Annotated in this window: 16 protein-coding genes, 3 tRNA genes and 1 pseudogene; 10 read left to right on the top strand and 10 right to left on the bottom strand. The window is 65.9% G+C overall.

Annotated elements, in window-relative coordinates; all coding sequences use genetic code 11:
- Positions 1-209 precede the first annotated feature (209 nt).
- The 3 genes and pseudogenes from aqpZ to A5766_RS00365 all read right to left on the bottom strand — a co-directional run bounded on the left by aqpZ (position 210) and on the right by A5766_RS00365 (position 1387).
- Positions 210-970: pseudogene (gene aqpZ / locus A5766_RS00375) on the bottom strand (aquaporin Z).
- A 209-nt stretch (positions 971-1179) separates the two neighbouring features.
- A tRNA-Arg gene (locus tag A5766_RS00370) sits at positions 1180-1255 on the bottom strand.
- 40 nt (positions 1256-1295) lie between these two features.
- Positions 1296-1387, bottom strand: a tRNA-Ser gene (locus A5766_RS00365).
- Between the two features lie 189 nt (positions 1388-1576).
- Between A5766_RS00365 and hisC the strand changes: the two genes are divergently transcribed.
- Complete coding sequence (gene hisC / locus A5766_RS00360) at positions 1577-2650, top strand: histidinol-phosphate transaminase (RefSeq protein ID WP_005208131.1); 1074 nt, start codon at positions 1577-1579, stop codon at positions 2648-2650.
- Between the two features lie 19 nt (positions 2651-2669).
- Here hisC and A5766_RS00355 read toward each other — a convergent pair whose 3' ends face one another.
- On the bottom strand, positions 2670-3713 hold the full coding sequence (locus A5766_RS00355) for an alpha/beta hydrolase (RefSeq protein ID WP_174273073.1): 1044 nt from the start codon (positions 3711-3713) through the stop codon (positions 2670-2672).
- 222 nt (positions 3714-3935) lie between these two features.
- On the opposite strand from A5766_RS00355, the gene A5766_RS00350 reads away from it, so the two are divergent.
- Complete coding sequence (locus A5766_RS00350) at positions 3936-4448, top strand: acyl-CoA thioesterase (RefSeq protein ID WP_064903025.1); 513 nt, start codon at positions 3936-3938, stop codon at positions 4446-4448.
- Positions 4449-4458: 10 nt separating this feature from the next.
- Here the strand turns inward: A5766_RS00350 and A5766_RS00345 are convergent, their stop codons facing one another.
- Positions 4459-5700 carry a hypothetical protein gene (locus A5766_RS00345; protein ID WP_064903015.1) on the bottom strand — a complete coding sequence of 414 codons (1242 nt, stop codon included), beginning with the start codon at positions 5698-5700 and terminating at the stop codon, positions 4459-4461.
- A gap of 73 nt (positions 5701-5773) precedes the next feature.
- Positions 5774-6895 (bottom strand): acyltransferase family protein, encoded by a 1122-nt coding sequence (locus A5766_RS00340; RefSeq protein ID WP_064903013.1) that lies wholly within the window; start codon positions 6893-6895, stop codon positions 5774-5776.
- A gap of 70 nt (positions 6896-6965) precedes the next feature.
- Between A5766_RS00340 and A5766_RS00335 the strand changes: the two genes are divergently transcribed.
- Positions 6966-8057 (top strand): magnesium transporter CorA family protein, encoded by a 1092-nt coding sequence (locus A5766_RS00335; RefSeq protein ID WP_064903011.1) that lies wholly within the window; start codon positions 6966-6968, stop codon positions 8055-8057.
- Between the two features lie 100 nt (positions 8058-8157).
- Positions 8158-8784 (top strand): hypothetical protein, encoded by a 627-nt coding sequence (locus A5766_RS00330; RefSeq protein WP_005208146.1) that lies wholly within the window; start codon positions 8158-8160, stop codon positions 8782-8784.
- A gap of 251 nt (positions 8785-9035) precedes the next feature.
- On the opposite strand, the gene A5766_RS00325 is transcribed toward A5766_RS00330, so the two are convergent.
- Positions 9036-9551, bottom strand: coding sequence for a hypothetical protein (locus A5766_RS00325; RefSeq protein WP_231894496.1), 516 nt, complete (start codon positions 9549-9551; stop codon positions 9036-9038).
- Between the two features lie 236 nt (positions 9552-9787).
- Positions 9788-10252 (bottom strand): Rv2732c family membrane protein, encoded by a 465-nt coding sequence (locus A5766_RS00320; RefSeq protein WP_064864217.1) that lies wholly within the window; start codon positions 10250-10252, stop codon positions 9788-9790.
- Between the two features lie 105 nt (positions 10253-10357).
- Here A5766_RS00320 and A5766_RS00315 point away from each other — a divergent pair, with 105 nt between their 5' ends.
- Both A5766_RS00315 and A5766_RS00310 read left to right on the top strand, forming a co-directional pair.
- Positions 10358-10720: an ArsR/SmtB family transcription factor gene (locus A5766_RS00315; RefSeq protein ID WP_005208154.1), complete on the top strand. Its 363-nt coding sequence runs from the start codon at positions 10358-10360 to the stop codon at positions 10718-10720.
- Positions 10721-10724: 4 nt separating this feature from the next.
- Entirely contained in the window at positions 10725-11210 is a 486-nt protein-coding gene (locus A5766_RS00310; protein WP_005208156.1) for an SRPBCC family protein, read from the top strand.
- Between the two features lie 10 nt (positions 11211-11220).
- On the opposite strand, the gene A5766_RS00305 is transcribed toward A5766_RS00310, so the two are convergent.
- Together A5766_RS00305 and A5766_RS24215 are read right to left on the bottom strand one after the other, a co-directional pair.
- Positions 11221-11595 (bottom strand): hypothetical protein, encoded by a 375-nt coding sequence (locus tag A5766_RS00305; RefSeq protein WP_231894495.1) that lies wholly within the window; start codon positions 11593-11595, stop codon positions 11221-11223.
- A 111-nt stretch (positions 11596-11706) separates the two neighbouring features.
- A tRNA-Ser gene (locus A5766_RS24215) sits at positions 11707-11834 on the bottom strand.
- Positions 11835-12008: 174 nt separating this feature from the next.
- Here A5766_RS24215 and A5766_RS00300 point away from each other — a divergent pair.
- From A5766_RS00300 to A5766_RS00285, 4 genes are read left to right on the top strand one after another with little or no spacing between them, the layout of a single operon-like run.
- Positions 12009-12548: a hypothetical protein gene (locus A5766_RS00300; protein ID WP_156527320.1), complete on the top strand. Its 540-nt coding sequence runs from the start codon at positions 12009-12011 to the stop codon at positions 12546-12548.
- A complete protein-coding gene (locus A5766_RS00295) occupies positions 12548-12904 on the top strand; it encodes a hypothetical protein (protein WP_064903007.1) in 357 nt (118 codons plus the stop codon). The genes A5766_RS00300 and A5766_RS00295 overlap by 1 nt, the downstream gene beginning before the upstream one ends.
- Complete coding sequence (locus A5766_RS00290; RefSeq protein WP_064903005.1) at positions 12901-13656, top strand: hypothetical protein; 756 nt, start codon at positions 12901-12903, stop codon at positions 13654-13656. Before A5766_RS00295 ends, A5766_RS00290 begins: the two co-directional genes overlap by 4 nt.
- Positions 13657-13707: 51 nt before the next feature.
- Positions 13708-14418, top strand: a complete 711-nt coding sequence (locus tag A5766_RS00285; RefSeq protein WP_064903003.1) for a DUF2786 domain-containing protein — start codon at positions 13708-13710, stop codon at positions 14416-14418.
- Positions 14419-14425: the final 7 nt, after the last annotated feature.

The raw sequence follows: 14425 nt of genomic DNA, 5'->3' as shown, positions 1-14425 counted from the left end.
TGTGTTGCCCCCCGCCGCGGCCCCCCCCCGCCCCGGCCGCCTCCTTCCCCCCCCTGCTCCCCCCCCCCCCTGCCCCCCCCCCGCCCCCGCCCCCCCCCAAACCGCCCCCCCCCCCCCCCCCCGGGCGGCCCCGGGCCCGCGCCCGGGGGCCGGCCCGTCGTGGGTGGTCAGGTGTGCTCGGTCAGACGGTGTTCTGCATGCTGACTCCGTCAGACGGTGTTCTGCAGGGGCGCGAACTTGAAACGCCCATCCTCGAACAACAGCGGGTACAGCAAGCCGCCGATGATGCCGCCGACGAGAGGTGCAACCCAGAAAACCCACAACTGTCCCGGTGCGCCGTTGCCGTTGAAGAAGGCGACACCCGTCGAGCGCGCCGGGTTGACCGACGTGTTGGAGATCGGGATCGAGATGAGGTGAATCAGCGTCAGGCTCAAGCCGATTGCCAAGGCGCCCATACCCTTTGGTGCGCGGACGTCCGTCGCACCGAGCACGACGATCAGGAAGAACGCGGTCAGCAGGATTTCCGCCACGATGACCGCGGCAAGTGTGTAGTTGCCGGGGCTGTGCTCGGCGTAGCCATTGGCAGCCATATTTCCTTCACGCGACCACCCCGGTTTGCCCGAGGCGATGCCCCACAGCGCGAGTCCCGCGAGCAGACCGCCGACGATCTGCGCGACCCAGTAGCCCGGTAGGTCGCGCCACGGGGTACGTCCGCCGACGCAGGCACCGAGCGTGATGGCGGGATTGAAATGCCTCCGGAGATGTGACCGAGGGCGTACGCCATCGTGACCACGGTGAGACCGAAGGCGAGGGCGACGCCGAGGTAGCCGACACCCACCTGAATTCGGGTGCCGGTGTCGTCACCGACAGCCACCTCTTTCGCGGCAAAGATCGCGGTACCGCAACCGCCGAAGACCAGCCAGAACGTGCCGAACAACTCGGCAGTGATTTTTGCAATGGGCGAAGGCATAGAGTTCCTCTCGTCGTACGACCCAGGACCGAAATGTCACATCAAGCACTTGCGCCACTTCAGTAAATCACCCATGATTGCGGATTCTCAGTGTCCGATTCACAACAGTGACCTCGGCGAGACCGCGTGCAGACCTGGCACCGGGACGCCGGACGAGACCCGTCGACGACAAACTCCCCGCCACCGAGTACCGGTGACGGGGAGTTGTGTGGTGCGCCCGTAGGGATTCGAACCCCAAACCTTCTGATCCGTAGTCAGATGCTCTATCCGTTGAGCTACGGGCGCGTAGCGTTATTCAGTTCTCCGCGGTCGAGGCAGACTGCGGTGGCGGAGGCGAGAGGATTTGAACCTCCGGTCCCGTTTTAGCGAGACAACTCATTAGCAGTGAGTCCCATTCGGCCGCTCTGGCACGCCTCCTTGGCGGAGTCCTTTCGAACTGCCGAGTGGAAAGATTACACACGGTCGTCAGTCGGAAGCAAACCGCGAGCTAGTCGGCACGACGACCTGCACAGACGGCCCCTGACGGAGGCGTCGCGGAGAACGCGCAAACGTCGCCTCACATGAGCCGGTTTCGGCACGCGCGTACCCGCGTCCTACATTTGACGTGTGAGTTTCCGCCTTCGCCTCCACCTCGAAGAACTGCCCGTCTACGTGCCCGGTGCAACGTTTCCCGGCGCGATCAAACTCGCGAGCAACGAGGTGACGTTTGGCCCGTTGCCCAGCGTCGAGCAGGCCATCACCGATTCGCTGCAGACCATCAACCGTTACCCCGACAACGGCATGGTCGAGTTGACGGCCTCACTCGCCAAGCGTCTGGGCGTCACCGAGGATGAGATCCAGGTCGGCTGCGGCTCGGTCAGCCTCTGTCAGAACCTCGTGACCATCACCTGCGAGCCGGGCGACGAGGTCTTGTTCGGCTGGCGGTCGTTCGAGACCTATCCGCTGGCAACCCGTCTCGTCGGAGCCGTGCCGGTGCAGATCCCACTGACCGACGAGCTCAGCTACGACCTACCCGCGATGGCCGACGCGATCACCGACCGCACCCGCCTGATCTTCGTCTGCAACCCGAACAACCCGACGGGCACCATCGTCGACGCCGACAGCCTGCGGACCTTCCTGGCCAAGGTGCCCAGCGACGTCGTCGTCGCTCTCGACGAGGCGTACTTCGAGTACGTGCGGCCGTCGCAGACTCAGGCGTACGACGCCATCGAACTGCACCGCGAGTACCCCAATCTGGTTGTGCTGCGGACATTCTCGAAGGCGTACGGACTCGCGGGGCTGCGCGTCGGATATGCGATCGCACATCCCGAGGTGATCACCGCGCTCGGCAAGGCCCACGTACCGTTCTCCGTGAACTCGGTGGCTCAGGCCGCGGCCGTCGCAAGCCTCGACGCCGACGACGAGCTACTCGCGCGCACCGAGGCGATCGTCAGCGAGCGCACCAGAGTCGCAGACCGGTTGCGCGACATGGGATATCGCGTCCCGGCCACGCAGGCGAACTTCGTCTGGATCGAACTCGGCGACGCGACAACTGATTTCGCCGACGCCGCGCGCGACGCAGGCGTGATCATCCGACCCTTCGCCGGCGACGGCGTACGCGCGACCGTCACCGAGGCCGACGAGAACGACGCCTTCCTGAGCTTCGCCACCCGCTGGGCCGAGGACCACTCGGTCGGCTAGGGCATTCCCGAGCGGCGGCTCAGTACAGGCCGCGCGAGACGGTGCGCCAGGCGGCGGGAAGGTCTTGCTCCCAGTAGGCCCAGGTGTGCGTGCCGATCAGGCGGAAGCCGTCGGTGTAGGGCACGTTGTTGGCGCGCATCGTCGCGGCGAACTCCAGCGAGCAGCGGTAGGCGCCCAGCTCCAGCGCCGACGACGACGCCGTCACGGCCTCGGGTGGGCCCTCGTCGGGTTCGATGCGACGCTGCAGATCGAGTGGGCCGATCGCGCCGGATCCGGCGGCCAAGAAGATGTTCTTGCCGCGCAGCGCGTCGAGATGCTTGGCCGGATCGTGAGCGTCCCAGCCCGCCGAACCGAACGGTCCCCACATATTCGTCGCGTCGCCCCCATCGCGACCGACGGTCGTGCGCACGTAGGCCTCGTTGGCGGCGCCGGAGACCGGCGGGCAACCCGAGAGTGAGGCGAGTCCGCTGTAGGTCGACGGGTGACGGATGGTGAGCGCGAACGCCGCCTGGCCGCCCATCGACAGGCCGATGACCGCGTTGCGGCCGTTGCCGTCGAACTGCTTGTTGATCAGCGGGGGGAGTTCCTTGGCGAGGAAGGTTTCCCACATGGGTTGTCCCACTTTGGGATCGTGCTTCTGCCAGTCGGTGTAGAAGCTGCCCTTACCGCCGGTCGGCAGCACCACGTTGACGTTCTTGCCTGCAAAGAAGCGGCCCGCGTGGCCCTTGGTGATCCAGTCGCTCACGTCGCCCTCGGCTCCGGCGCCGTCGAGCATATAGACGGTCGGCCGCGGGCCTGACGCGTCCGCGGGGGTCAGCACCGACAACTTGATCTTCGTCTTCATCGACGGCGACGTGACCCAGATGTCGGTTCTGAGCGGTCCGAGTTTCTGAACCTTCGCGATCTTCGCGACGGGCACGGGTGCCGCGTTCGCGGCGGGAACACCGGTGAGTAGCGCGGCACATCCGGCAAGCGCGGTCGCGAGTACTGCAGATCGCCGAAGCACCGATCCACTACCTTCCGTACGCCGACGCGCAGCCGCGATTCTCCAACGCCCAGCCATGCAACGGTCTCCTCGAACTCTTCGGAGCGCGCCGACCGTTGATGGTCGGGCGCTCGCAGCAGTGCGCATCTTCTTCAACAGCGCATCGTTATTGTCTAGACGGCCCGCAATCAGTGGGTTCCCCTCCCACTGCGGCCGGTGTCGTCCACAGGGTACGTGTCGATCCTGGCAATCGACATCCCCGAACCGCCTTCACGCAACGTCGACATAGGGTTGTTATTTGTGACGACACCAAAGAATCCGGACAGTTCGGCGAAGCCTGCAGGTGAACGCGGTCTCGGTGTCCGAGACTTCGCATTCGTCGCCGAGGTCCCCGTGCGGTGGTCGGACATGGATGCGTTCGGTCACATCAACCACGCGCGGATGGTCACCCTCATGGAGGAGGCGCGCATCCAATGGTTGGTCATGGCAACCACCCTGGCCGCCGAAGCCGACACCCCGACCGGGTCGCAGGCCGAACTGATCAAGAGCGCAATGATCGTCCACGTCAAGATCAGATATCAGAGCCAACTACGGCACGACGATTCGCCGCTGCGAATTGGCATGTGGATCAAGGGTTTTCGATCGGTCGACTTCACCATCGGTTATGAGATCCGCGGCGCGCACGCCGAGGACGACTCCAAACCCGCCTGTGTCGCGAGCACCCAGATGGCCGTCGTCGACGTGGCGGCACACTCACTTCGACGGCTGAGCAGCGTCGAAAAAGATCACCTGCGGTCTTGGTCGCGCGCCTGAAACGACGCGGTCAGGACGGCTCGTAGCGGGCGGGAAGCTCGCGCGGCACGGCAGGTGAGATCCGAGCGATGTTGCCCTCGAGGACGTCGCGGTAGATACGCAACTGCTCCTCGCCGCTGCGCACCTGCTCGCTCAGGCGTTTGGCGTTGTCGACGGAGATCTCCCGGTCGCCCGACCTGGCGATGAGCGCGTCGATCCGGTCGTCGATGGTTGCGGCCCTGTTGTATTCAGACAGGATCTGCAGTTCGACGGCGGCCGACTCGACGACGTGCGCGACGTCGCCGAGCGCCTGCACACGGTCGATGAGTTCGGTCCAGACCGGCCGCAACACCGTTTCGCGACGGTCGATCTGGGCGGCGAACGAGGCGTCGAATCCGCCGTTGCGCTTGGCGCGGTCGAGGTCGATCCGCACGGAGCGCAGCGCGATGACGTCGGCGACGATCTCGGCGAGTTCGGCGTGCAGATTGACCTGCGTGCGCTGCACGGCGAAATGGTCCGACCGCCAGGCCGGATTGCGCATGATGCGGTCGTAGTAGTGGGCGGCGAGAAACATCAGCGTCTCGTAGCCGTCGACGAAGTTCGCCACCCCGGACAGCGGTGAAGCGGGGGTCCTCGGCGACGCGGGAGTGCCGTCGACTGCGGCAACGCGGTTGGCCCACTCCCCCGCCTGCGGATACCCCGAGCGTGCGGCGACCTGTCCGACGACGCCCGCGATCCGTTCCACAGCCGCCGTTCCCGCACGGCGCATCGGATTCGATGTGTTCACGTTCGGGGTCGGTGTGCAGAGCAGTCCGGCGAACAGCCGCTCGCGTTCCTCGATCTCGAGGTACACGTTCTCCCGACGCTCCCTCCGGATGGCGCGCGTACTACCTGCGAAGACGCCCTTCGCGGTCACGATCAGCTTGCGCGAGTCGTCGCGCCGACGCAGCAGCCCGTTGAGACGGCCGCGCATCAGCGTCACGACCATTCCGGGCACCATCGGGGCGTCGAGTTGGCTTTCGAGCTGGACGATCGCCCGCTGGAGTCGACGCAGCTCGCCGAAACCCGCAGGCAGCGTCGGCACAGGTAGTCCGGAAGAAATCCGGCGAACCAGGATCGCCCGACCCGCAGGCGTGAGGTACCCCGACGCCACGAGTATTGCGGCGGCATCGGAGAGTTCGGGGCGCTCACCCGCGATGGCCGATCGCTCACACCAACTGCGGATCTGCGCACTGCTGTCGCCACCCCGCTGGGCCGCGCTCTTGTCGATCATCGTCGTAACGCCTTCGATTCGGGACTGTCTGGCGAGCGGGAGTGGTTCCCCGGCTCCGCCGCGTTCCCAGATTCTACCTGCGCAATTCGGGTGCCCGGGGCGTCGTCGCACGCCACAGGGGTCGGGTCGCGCGGTGCAACAACCACGCGACCGGGATGCTGATCGCGGTAGTCACCACGAACGCCACGACGACATTGCCGCTGAATACGCGGTAGTTCAGCAGATCCATGACCACCTCGAGTACGAGTACGTGCACGAGGAAGAACTCGTAGGAGATCTCGCCGAGCCACACGACGGGTCGGCTCCCGCACAGCCGAGCCCACGGCGACGACTGGTCGGTGGCGGTGAGCGGACCCACCATCCCGACGGCGATGACGAGGTAGAGCAGATGCTTGACGATCGTGGCCGACGCCGTGCTCGGCGTGATCGTCGGCTCACCTGCCAGCGGCAGACCCGACACGAGGAACGCGGCAGCCGCGGCCGCGGGCCAGAACCAGGTGTTCCACTTCGCGACGAGGGGCGCGCAGACCGCAAGGACCATGCCGGCGATAAACCATCCGAGGAAGGCGGGTGCCCAGAGTCGGGCCGTCGGATCGGCGTCGGGATTTCCGTCGACGAGCACCGCCCACACCGGACTCACCAGCCCGATCACGAGCAGGCCACCGATGAGTAGATCCGGTCGCCAGCGGCGTCGACACACGACGACGATCAGCAGCCATGCGATCACCGGCAGCAGCAGGTAGAACACGACTTCTGCTGCGAGACTCCACATCTGGGTCAGGCCGGCATGCAGGTGGCCGATGCCGTAGACCTGCGTCAGCGTCACGTTGCGCCAGAAACCCGACCAGCCGACGCCCGTCACCACGGCCTCGCCACCCGGCGAATACCAGCCGTAGACGAGGTAGACCGCGATCACCGTGATCCAGTACGCGGGCAGGATTCGGCGTGCGCGATGCCAGAAGTAGCGCCGCGTCGACGGTGGGCCCGAGCCCTTCTGCAGCGGTCGAATCCACTCCGAGAACAGCAGGAACCCCGAGAGTACGAAGAAGATGGCGACGCCGACCTCGAACCGCGAGAACAGGCGCCCGACGTAGTCGTCGGTGTAGTTGCCGGTCCAGAACGCCGCATGTGTCAGGCAGACCGCGGCCGCGGCCGGCGCACGCACTCCGGTGAGCGACGGGATGCGGTGGGCCATGGGCCGATCCTGCCAGGTCGGGCGAGCGCGGCAGCGTCGAGGACCTCTCGCCGCGTGGCAGGATGACGTCATGGGAGACGAGCGCATCCAGGGTCAGATCTGGCGCGACGGCAAGAAGGTCGACGGGTTCTCGCTCGAATCGGTCTCCGACCACATCGGCGAATCCGACACCGTCGTGTGGGCCGATCTGCAGTGCCCGAGCCATGAGACGCTCTCTTCGCTCGCAAACGAACTCGGGTTGAACAAGTTCGCCATCGAGGACACGATCTCGGCCGCCGAGCGCGTGAAGACCGTCACCTACAGCGACCACACCTTCATCATGGTGTACGGCATCGAGATGAAACCTCCTGCGGCACAGGATGTTCGACGCCCCGACAGCGATCCTCACGATGACTCCGACGACCCACCACCCCCGCGATCCGGGGCCACTGTCAACAACGGGCAGAATCAGCGCGCCAAATCCTTTACATTGCACCGCATCTCGATATTCATCAAGGACAACGCCCTGATCACGGTGCGTATGCATCCGGGCGACGGCATCAAGACCGTGGTGGAGCGCTGCGAGGACACGCACGCCGCGGCGTTCGGCATCGGCGGGCTGCTCTATGTGGTGCTCGACGTCGTCGTCGACGGTCACTTCGACGCGGTGCAGGTACTCGACGACCAGATCGAGGAGCTCGAGGACTACCTCTTCGACGAGTCGGTCCCCAATGTGAGCCTGCAACGTCGGACGTACGACCTGCGCAAGGATCTCGTGGTGCTGCGGCGGGTGGTGCTCCCGATGCGCGAGGTGGTGGGCACCATCCAGCGGCACCGCTACCAGGATCGTGGAGAGCACGCGGCAGAGCTCGATCCCAACTACTCCGACCTCTACGACCATGTGCTGCGCGCCGCCGAGTGGACCGAGTCACTGCGCGACATGCTCAGCAGTGTCTTCGAGACGAACCTCTCGCTGATGGACGCGCGGCTCAACACCGTGATGAAGAAGTTGACCGCGTGGGCCGCCATCATCGCTGTGCCGACCCTCATCACCGGCTACTACGGACAGAACGTGCTGTTCCCCGGATACAGCACGTCGTGGGGTGTCTGGGTCAGCGCGATCCTGATCGTCGGATCGGTCATCGTGCTCTACATCAACTTCCGCAAGCGCGACTGGCTGTAGTCGCCCGGTCTGGTCACGCGGGGTGTGGTCACGCGGGGTGTCGGGCGTGCGACACGCTCGAATTGGAATCTGAAACCTCTTGTCCCGTATTGTTTTCGACGTGCTCTCCAGAACTGCCGACGCTGTCGTGACCGAAAACACTGCCACCCCGTGTGAGTGGTGCTCCTCCACCGATGACGTCGCGGAGTTTCGCGACGAACTGCGCTGCGCCAGGTGCCGCGAGCTCGAGGAGACGATCACCGAGGCGCGCAAGTTCTTGGGTTTCTACGGCCTGCGCCCGCTCGGCGGCTCCGTGGAATGCGACGACGAGGAGGAGCGTGAGCACCGGGTCGGCGCTCGCGACGCGTACACCGAGTTGAACGCGATCCGCACGAGTACCCCCGCCCCTCGACCCAAGCGATCCGCATCGCGGGCCGCTGCGGGCACTGTGAAGTCAAGCGCTGTGAAGTCGAGCGCCGTGAAGAGCACGGGCGACAAGGCGAGCACGGCGACCACGAGTCCGACACGACGCAACGACGTCTCGCGGCCCGATCGGGCGGAGCTTCTCAGCCGCGCCGAGGGCCTGCTGAGCGAACTCACCGACATCGACGCACGCCTGGCCGCCGCCGAGCAGGAATCGGGACTCTCCGCCAAGGCCCGCATCGCCGACCTGACCTCGCGCCGCGAATACGTGCTTCGCACCCTCGCCGCGCTCGAGAAGGCTCAGCGCGCGATGTCGCCGGCCTGACGACCACCGGTACGTACACAACTCGTACCTGAGCGGACCGCCGAGGAGATTATTGTGATGGCGCCGCGCTCACGACCGAGTTGTGTACGCGCTCGCGCTGATCGAGCCGCCCCCTCGCTGCTCGAGCGCCTGGCCGCTGATCGAGCCTGTCGAGATCACCCCTCGCTGATCGAGCCGCCCCCTCGCTGATCGAGCCACCCTCGCTGATCGAGCCTGTCGAGATCACCCCTCGCTGATCGAGCCTGTCGAGATCACGCCCCGCACGCTGGAGTGCCCGCGGATGCGGCGCTGCACCAGGTGAGCGGGCCGCCGGTGTCGCCGAGGCCCTTAGTCACCAGGGTCGGGCCGCCGTGGGCGCCGGTCGACAGATCGCCGCTGACCGTCTCGCCCTTCGAAATATCGCCGACACCCTCGCCGGATTTGACGATCAGGTCACCGATCGTGATCGTGATGCCCATTCCGCGCCGCGTCCAGGTGACCGACCACTTCTCGGTGTTCAGCGCGCCTGAGCCCATGAGTAGTGTGCCCGTCTGATCTCCTGCGAGGTCGAGCGAACTGGCGTGTCGCGTCCAGTCACCCACGAACGCCGACGATCCGACGCCGTGCCCGGGAGGCAGCGGCCGCGCGGTCTGGCTTCCACCACCAGAAGCCTGCGTGGCGCCACCGTCCTGAGAGTCCGACTTCTCGACAGCAGTGCCGGAGTCGGCCTCCTCCGCACCTGATGTGGTCGACGCAGGCATCGTCGTGGTGACAACGACGGTCGGCATCGAAGTTGTTGCGGATGGAGTGTCGTCGGGGTTGCAGCCCGCCACGGACAGCGCTACTGCGGCCGCGGCCAAAGTCGTTGCAGTCCACCGGTATCGCATGATGTTCCCTGTCCCGGGCGATCGGGCGACCGTCCTCTTACCCGGTTATTCGACACCGACGGCCCCGGCGGTTACCAGCAGTCGCACGACCGAATGACGCCGAAACCTCGACAGTCCGGTGCCCACCCGCGCCACGGCTACGGCGTGGGGCCCGCCTTGTGTCCCACCGGCGGCCGCACGCACTGCACCCAGTTGACCACTAGTGCGATGTGGCACAGCGCGGCCACCAAGAGTCCCAACGAAGTCTGTTGGCGCGCAGTCTGATCGGCCCAGTAGCCCAGAATCGAGATCGGCACCGCGACAGCGCTCACCGCCGCCGCGATCCAGCAGGGCGCGAAGCGTCGAACAATCACCGCGACCATGGACAGCACCACCGCGGCGGCACCGAAGACGACCGCGAGTTGCGAGAGCGGCGTCGACCTTCCGGTCAGTGCGGTCACGGCGCTCACGCCGGCAAGCACCACCACGGCCACCCAGACAGCGGCGACCGCACGCCCGCGGAGCGGAACCTCTGCCATGACCCTGCGTTCGATTCCGCGAAGGGAATCGGCGAGCCGTGGGTCCAGTTCGTCGCGGTCTACACCTCTCCCGTCGTCGCGCATCCCACCAGTGTCCACCGCAAGGACTCGGGGCGCAGGACCCGGGTGCGCATTGCAGGCGAATCCCACCAAAGCTCGACACATACAACCGATCAGTTGTATGTTCGTGTGGTGAGCACAGCGACGGAGGATCGAGCAGACGCACTGTTCCACGCGCTTGCCGACCGGACCCGCCGCGACATCATGCGGCGTGTGCTCGCGCAGGAGCAGTCGGTGTCGACACTTGCCGCCGACTACGACATGAGCTTCGCCGCCGTACAGAAACACGTCGCGGTGCTCGAGCGCTCCGGACTGCTGACCAAGCGTCGCCGAGGGCGTGAACAACTCGCCTCCGGCGACGTCGAGGCCGTGCGCGCCGTGTCGGACCTACTCGACGAGCTCGAGCAGGTCTGGCGGGGCCGCATCGACCGAATCGACGCATTACTTGCTGTCGACGACACCACGTCGACGCCTTCCAACGACAAGGATTGAGACAATGCCCGTCATCGACGTCACCAAGAATCTCGACGACCGATCGATCACCATCACAGCCGAGTTCGCCGCTCCGGTGGAACGCGTCTGGCAGATCTACGCCGATCCGCGCCAGCTCGAGAAGGTCTGGGGCCCACCGGAATACCCCGCGACATTCGTCGATCACGACTTGGCGCCGGGCGGGCGTGTCACGTACTACATGACGGGCCCCGACGGCGAAAAGTACGCGGGCTACTGGCTCGTCGACGCCGTCGACAAGCCGTCGAGCTTCACCTTCCGCGACGGCTTCGCCGACGAAGACTTCACGCCGATCGAGTCACTTCCGTTGTCGCACAACGCATACTCGTTCACCGACAGGGACGGCCGCACGGTGGCCACCTACGTGAGCACCTACGAAACGGTTGAGGGACTGCAGAAGGTCCTCGACATGGGTATGGCCGAGGGCGCGACGCAGTCTCTCAACCAGATCGATCAGTTCCTGGCCGAATGACCGCGCGACCTCAGCGCTTGCGTGTCAAGACGAACTTGGCGATGACCTTGTTGCCCTGATACTGCGAGCCGGCATATCCGTTGCGCGTCTTGTACATCTTGAGTCCGTTGCCCTGGCCGAAACTGACGTACTCGTACTTGCCAACGGTTGTGATGGGGTAGCCGCGGAAGCTGGGGGTGACACCAAACCGGTGATTGCGAACCGTCGAGTCCGAGCACCACGGCACCGGAACGTGAAAACCCTGGAACTCGGTGTTGCAGTATCGGTACGTACCAGGAGTGACGTCGGCGTGCGCCTCTCCGCCGCCCACGAGAACGCCTGTGGCAGCGGCGCCGCCGATCAATGCACTTGCCATCACCTTCTTCACAGGCCGGAATTGTGCCATACGGTCTCAGCGATCACGCGCACGCGTCGTTCGCCGGAACGAGGTTCAGTTGCGTGGGACGCAGGGGTACAAAAATGCCCCTCTGGATCCCACGCAACGTGGACTCATCTGCGGAAGCGGAGGGATTTGAACCCCCGGTGGTTTTACCCACGCTCGCTTTCAAGACGAGCGCGGCATATAACGCGTTTTCGAGGCAGTAATTTCGCTGGTCAGCTAGTTTCTCACCTTCGCGTGCCTCCTCCACAGCTCTATGGCACAGTTTTGTGTGCCACTTCTGTGCCACTTGCCGCTTAGCTGCGGCCCGACCGCGATATTCACCGGACCCCCGTTCGGCACGCTCTCACTGGCATTGATTCCGGCGCCACACCGACGCTTGCAGACCGTCGCTGTCACCACCCACCTGGAGCTTCACCGTGCCCGAAACGCCCCCGCCTAAAACACCCCCGCTCGCCTACTTGATCCGGCAGCGAGTCGACACTCTCATCGAGCAGACCGACGACGATCCCGTCGAGCTCGCCGTGACCGGCGCGGCACCTCTCATCGCCCACGCCGCCCGGCAGATCGCCGACGCCGACGACCCTGCGGCGACCATCGAGCAGCTGTTCGCGTGGCCGCTCCAATCGCCGCACCTGGGCGTCCTGGTCTCCGAGCTCGCCCTCATCGCTCCCGACCGCGTCCCACTCGTCCGCGATGCCGCCGCCCGCACCCTGGCCGCCGCCGGTTACGGCCTGCTGCGCCGCCAAGCCCACGAGCTCGAGATCGGCGACATCCTCCTGGACCTCGGTCCCGACGTGTCCGGCCACATCGTCGGCCGCGAGGCGCTGGTCGACGGCCGCCTCCTGTTCCACCTACACCTCACCGACCGCCGCAGCAACGGTCCGCTCTCGATCATGACCTGCGCGCTGGCTCGCCCCGACGATGTCCGCGTCATCACCGATCCGGAGATGCTCTGATGAGCGGCCTGACAGTGATACTGCGCCGAATCACTACTGCCGCAACCGAAGACGAGAAGGACCGCATCGTGGCCGAAGCCGAGCAGGATCTACCGCTGTTACTGGACCTGGCCACTCTCGTCGACGTCGACCACAGGCGGATCATCGTCGCGCATGTGATCGGCACGGTGATGGCCACGACCGCCTCGCACCCGACAGCCGTGCATCTCGAGCGGTGCTTTCGGTGCGGACGGGCCGCGATCTACGACGCTCAAGAGACGTGTCGACGGTGCAGGTCCGAGACGCTCGATCGACTCATCGACGCCGAGGCTCGGGCGCTCGAACTCGAGGCACGCGAGCAGGGTGAGCAAGCATGACCGACGATCCGGACCTGACCGGCCCGCCCGCTCCGCCAGCCGCGCAGGCGCTTCTGCGCTGCGACAGGTGCGGCCAGCGCACCGCACACGATCGCATCGGGTGCCGGGCCTGCCGTGCCCGTGCGAGGTTGGCCGCGATGACGCCCGAGCAGCGCATCGCCGACTTGACCGCCCGCCTCAACCTCTACGACCAGTCGCACCGCGAGCGCAGACCATACAACCCTTATCGCGATCTGATCGGCCCGTCCGTCGGAGTCGGCATCGAGCAGACGGTGCAGCATCTGCACCCGCACATCGCCGAAGATTCCCAACCAGGCTCGCCCGACAACCCCGACGACGACACTGAGTTCGTTTCTGCCGACGGGCGATACGTCGTCCGGCGCGAGAACGGCGAGTGGCAGTGGTCTCCTCACCCGACCCACTGCACCGACTGTGAGCCGGACACCTTCGACGACGAGGACCACGGCGACTTCGAGCGCGACGAGGTCGGCTTCGAGCCGCCGCCTCCCGAATCCCCTTACCTCGAGATCGAGCCGCGCGCCGATCCGTACGCGATGCCCATCGATCGAGCCATGCGCCAGGCCGCCGAGGCGTGGGCGGCGACGGCCGATGGCCCGGCAACCTTGCTCGGCATCTACCCCGACCGGGCCGCTGCCGAGGCGGCGCTGCGGTATCGCGAGCTCGATCCGTCGACGGTCGCGATGTGGGAGGCCAGCGGCAGTGCGCACGTGTTGGTGTTCCACGCCGACTGAAACGCTGCCCGCGATCCAATTCCGTTGACCCCCATACCGATTGGAGCCCTCATGGACGCCCGGACCCGCAAGATGCAAACGAAGGTCGCCAAGCTGTTGCGTCAGGCCGAGAGTGTGGCCGGGACGCCCGAGGAGGCCGTGTTCCACGCCCGCGCATTCGAATTGATGGCGAAATACGGCATTGAACTTGCCACGATCGAACAGGCCCGACGTGGTCTGGACGCGAGTGCGAAGATCCCCGACGCGATCAAGTGGACCGTCATGATCGACGGAAAGTATGTGCCACAGCAGGGACTGTTGCTGTTCGGCCTCATCCAGACGATGCATTGCGAGCTCGTCTACTACCCGTACCCAGACCGCTACCAGGTCGAGGTGTACGGGGTCCGGCGCCACATCCACCGCATCCAGGCCCTGTGGGAAATCCTCCAGCCCCAGGCGGTGCGACTCGTCGAAACCGCCCGCCCGCCGGGCAACCCCACTGCGGGCGAGACGCGTAGGTACCGGCGATCATGGGTCGCCGGTTTCGCCGCGCGGGTGCGGGAACGGCTCGAGGAGCAGGAGGCTAGAGCGATCGAGTCCGCCGGTGCGGGTGCGTTGGTGATCTATGACGACGACGCCCGCCGTGCTCTTTCGCGCAGGCAGAAAGACTATCCGGGGCGCCTCCGCAAGGCCGGGCCGCTGACGAGCTACAGCGCCGCCGGCTACGCCCACGGTCATCGCGACGGGTCAGCCGCCGCGATGAACCACTCGCTGACTGACTAGATCGTGG

The sequence above is a fragment of the Gordonia sp. 852002-51296_SCH5728562-b genome, assembly GCF_001665475.1.
GTDB classification, from domain to species: Bacteria; Actinomycetota; Actinomycetes; order Mycobacteriales; family Mycobacteriaceae; genus Gordonia; species Gordonia sputi.
The sequence above is the reverse complement of the archived record's forward strand: the minus strand, read 5'-3'. Positions and strand labels throughout refer to the sequence as shown.

Bases quoted from the DNA above. Each gene is read 5' to 3' on its own strand.
- A5766_RS00355 (WP_174273073.1), bottom strand. From the start codon at position 3,713: ATGGCTGGGCGTTGGAGAATCGCGGCTGCGCGTCGGCGTACGGAAGGT.
- A5766_RS00345 (WP_064903015.1), bottom strand. From the start codon at position 5,700: ATGATCGACAAGAGCGCGGCCCAGCGGGGTGGCGACAGCAGTGCGCAG.
- A5766_RS00340 (WP_064903013.1), bottom strand. From the start codon at position 6,895: ATGGCCCACCGCATCCCGTCGCTCACCGGAGTGCGTGCGCCGGCCGCG.
- A5766_RS00335 (WP_064903011.1), top strand. From the start codon at position 6,966: ATGGGAGACGAGCGCATCCAGGGTCAGATCTGGCGCGACGGCAAGAAG.
- A5766_RS00325 (WP_231894496.1), bottom strand. From the start codon at position 9,551: ATGCCGACCGTCGTTGTCACCACGACGATGCCTGCGTCGACCACATCA.
- A5766_RS00320 (WP_064864217.1), bottom strand. From the start codon at position 10,252: ATGCGCGACGACGGGAGAGGTGTAGACCGCGACGAACTGGACCCACGG.
- A5766_RS00310 (WP_005208156.1), top strand. From the start codon at position 10,725: ATGCCCGTCATCGACGTCACCAAGAATCTCGACGACCGATCGATCACC.
- A5766_RS00305 (WP_231894495.1), bottom strand. From the start codon at position 11,595: ATGGCACAATTCCGGCCTGTGAAGAAGGTGATGGCAAGTGCATTGATC.
- A5766_RS00295 (WP_064903007.1), top strand. From the start codon at position 12,548: ATGAGCGGCCTGACAGTGATACTGCGCCGAATCACTACTGCCGCAACC.
- A5766_RS00290 (WP_064903005.1), top strand. From the start codon at position 12,901: ATGACCGACGATCCGGACCTGACCGGCCCGCCCGCTCCGCCAGCCGCG.
- A5766_RS00285 (WP_064903003.1), top strand. From the start codon at position 13,708: ATGGACGCCCGGACCCGCAAGATGCAAACGAAGGTCGCCAAGCTGTTG.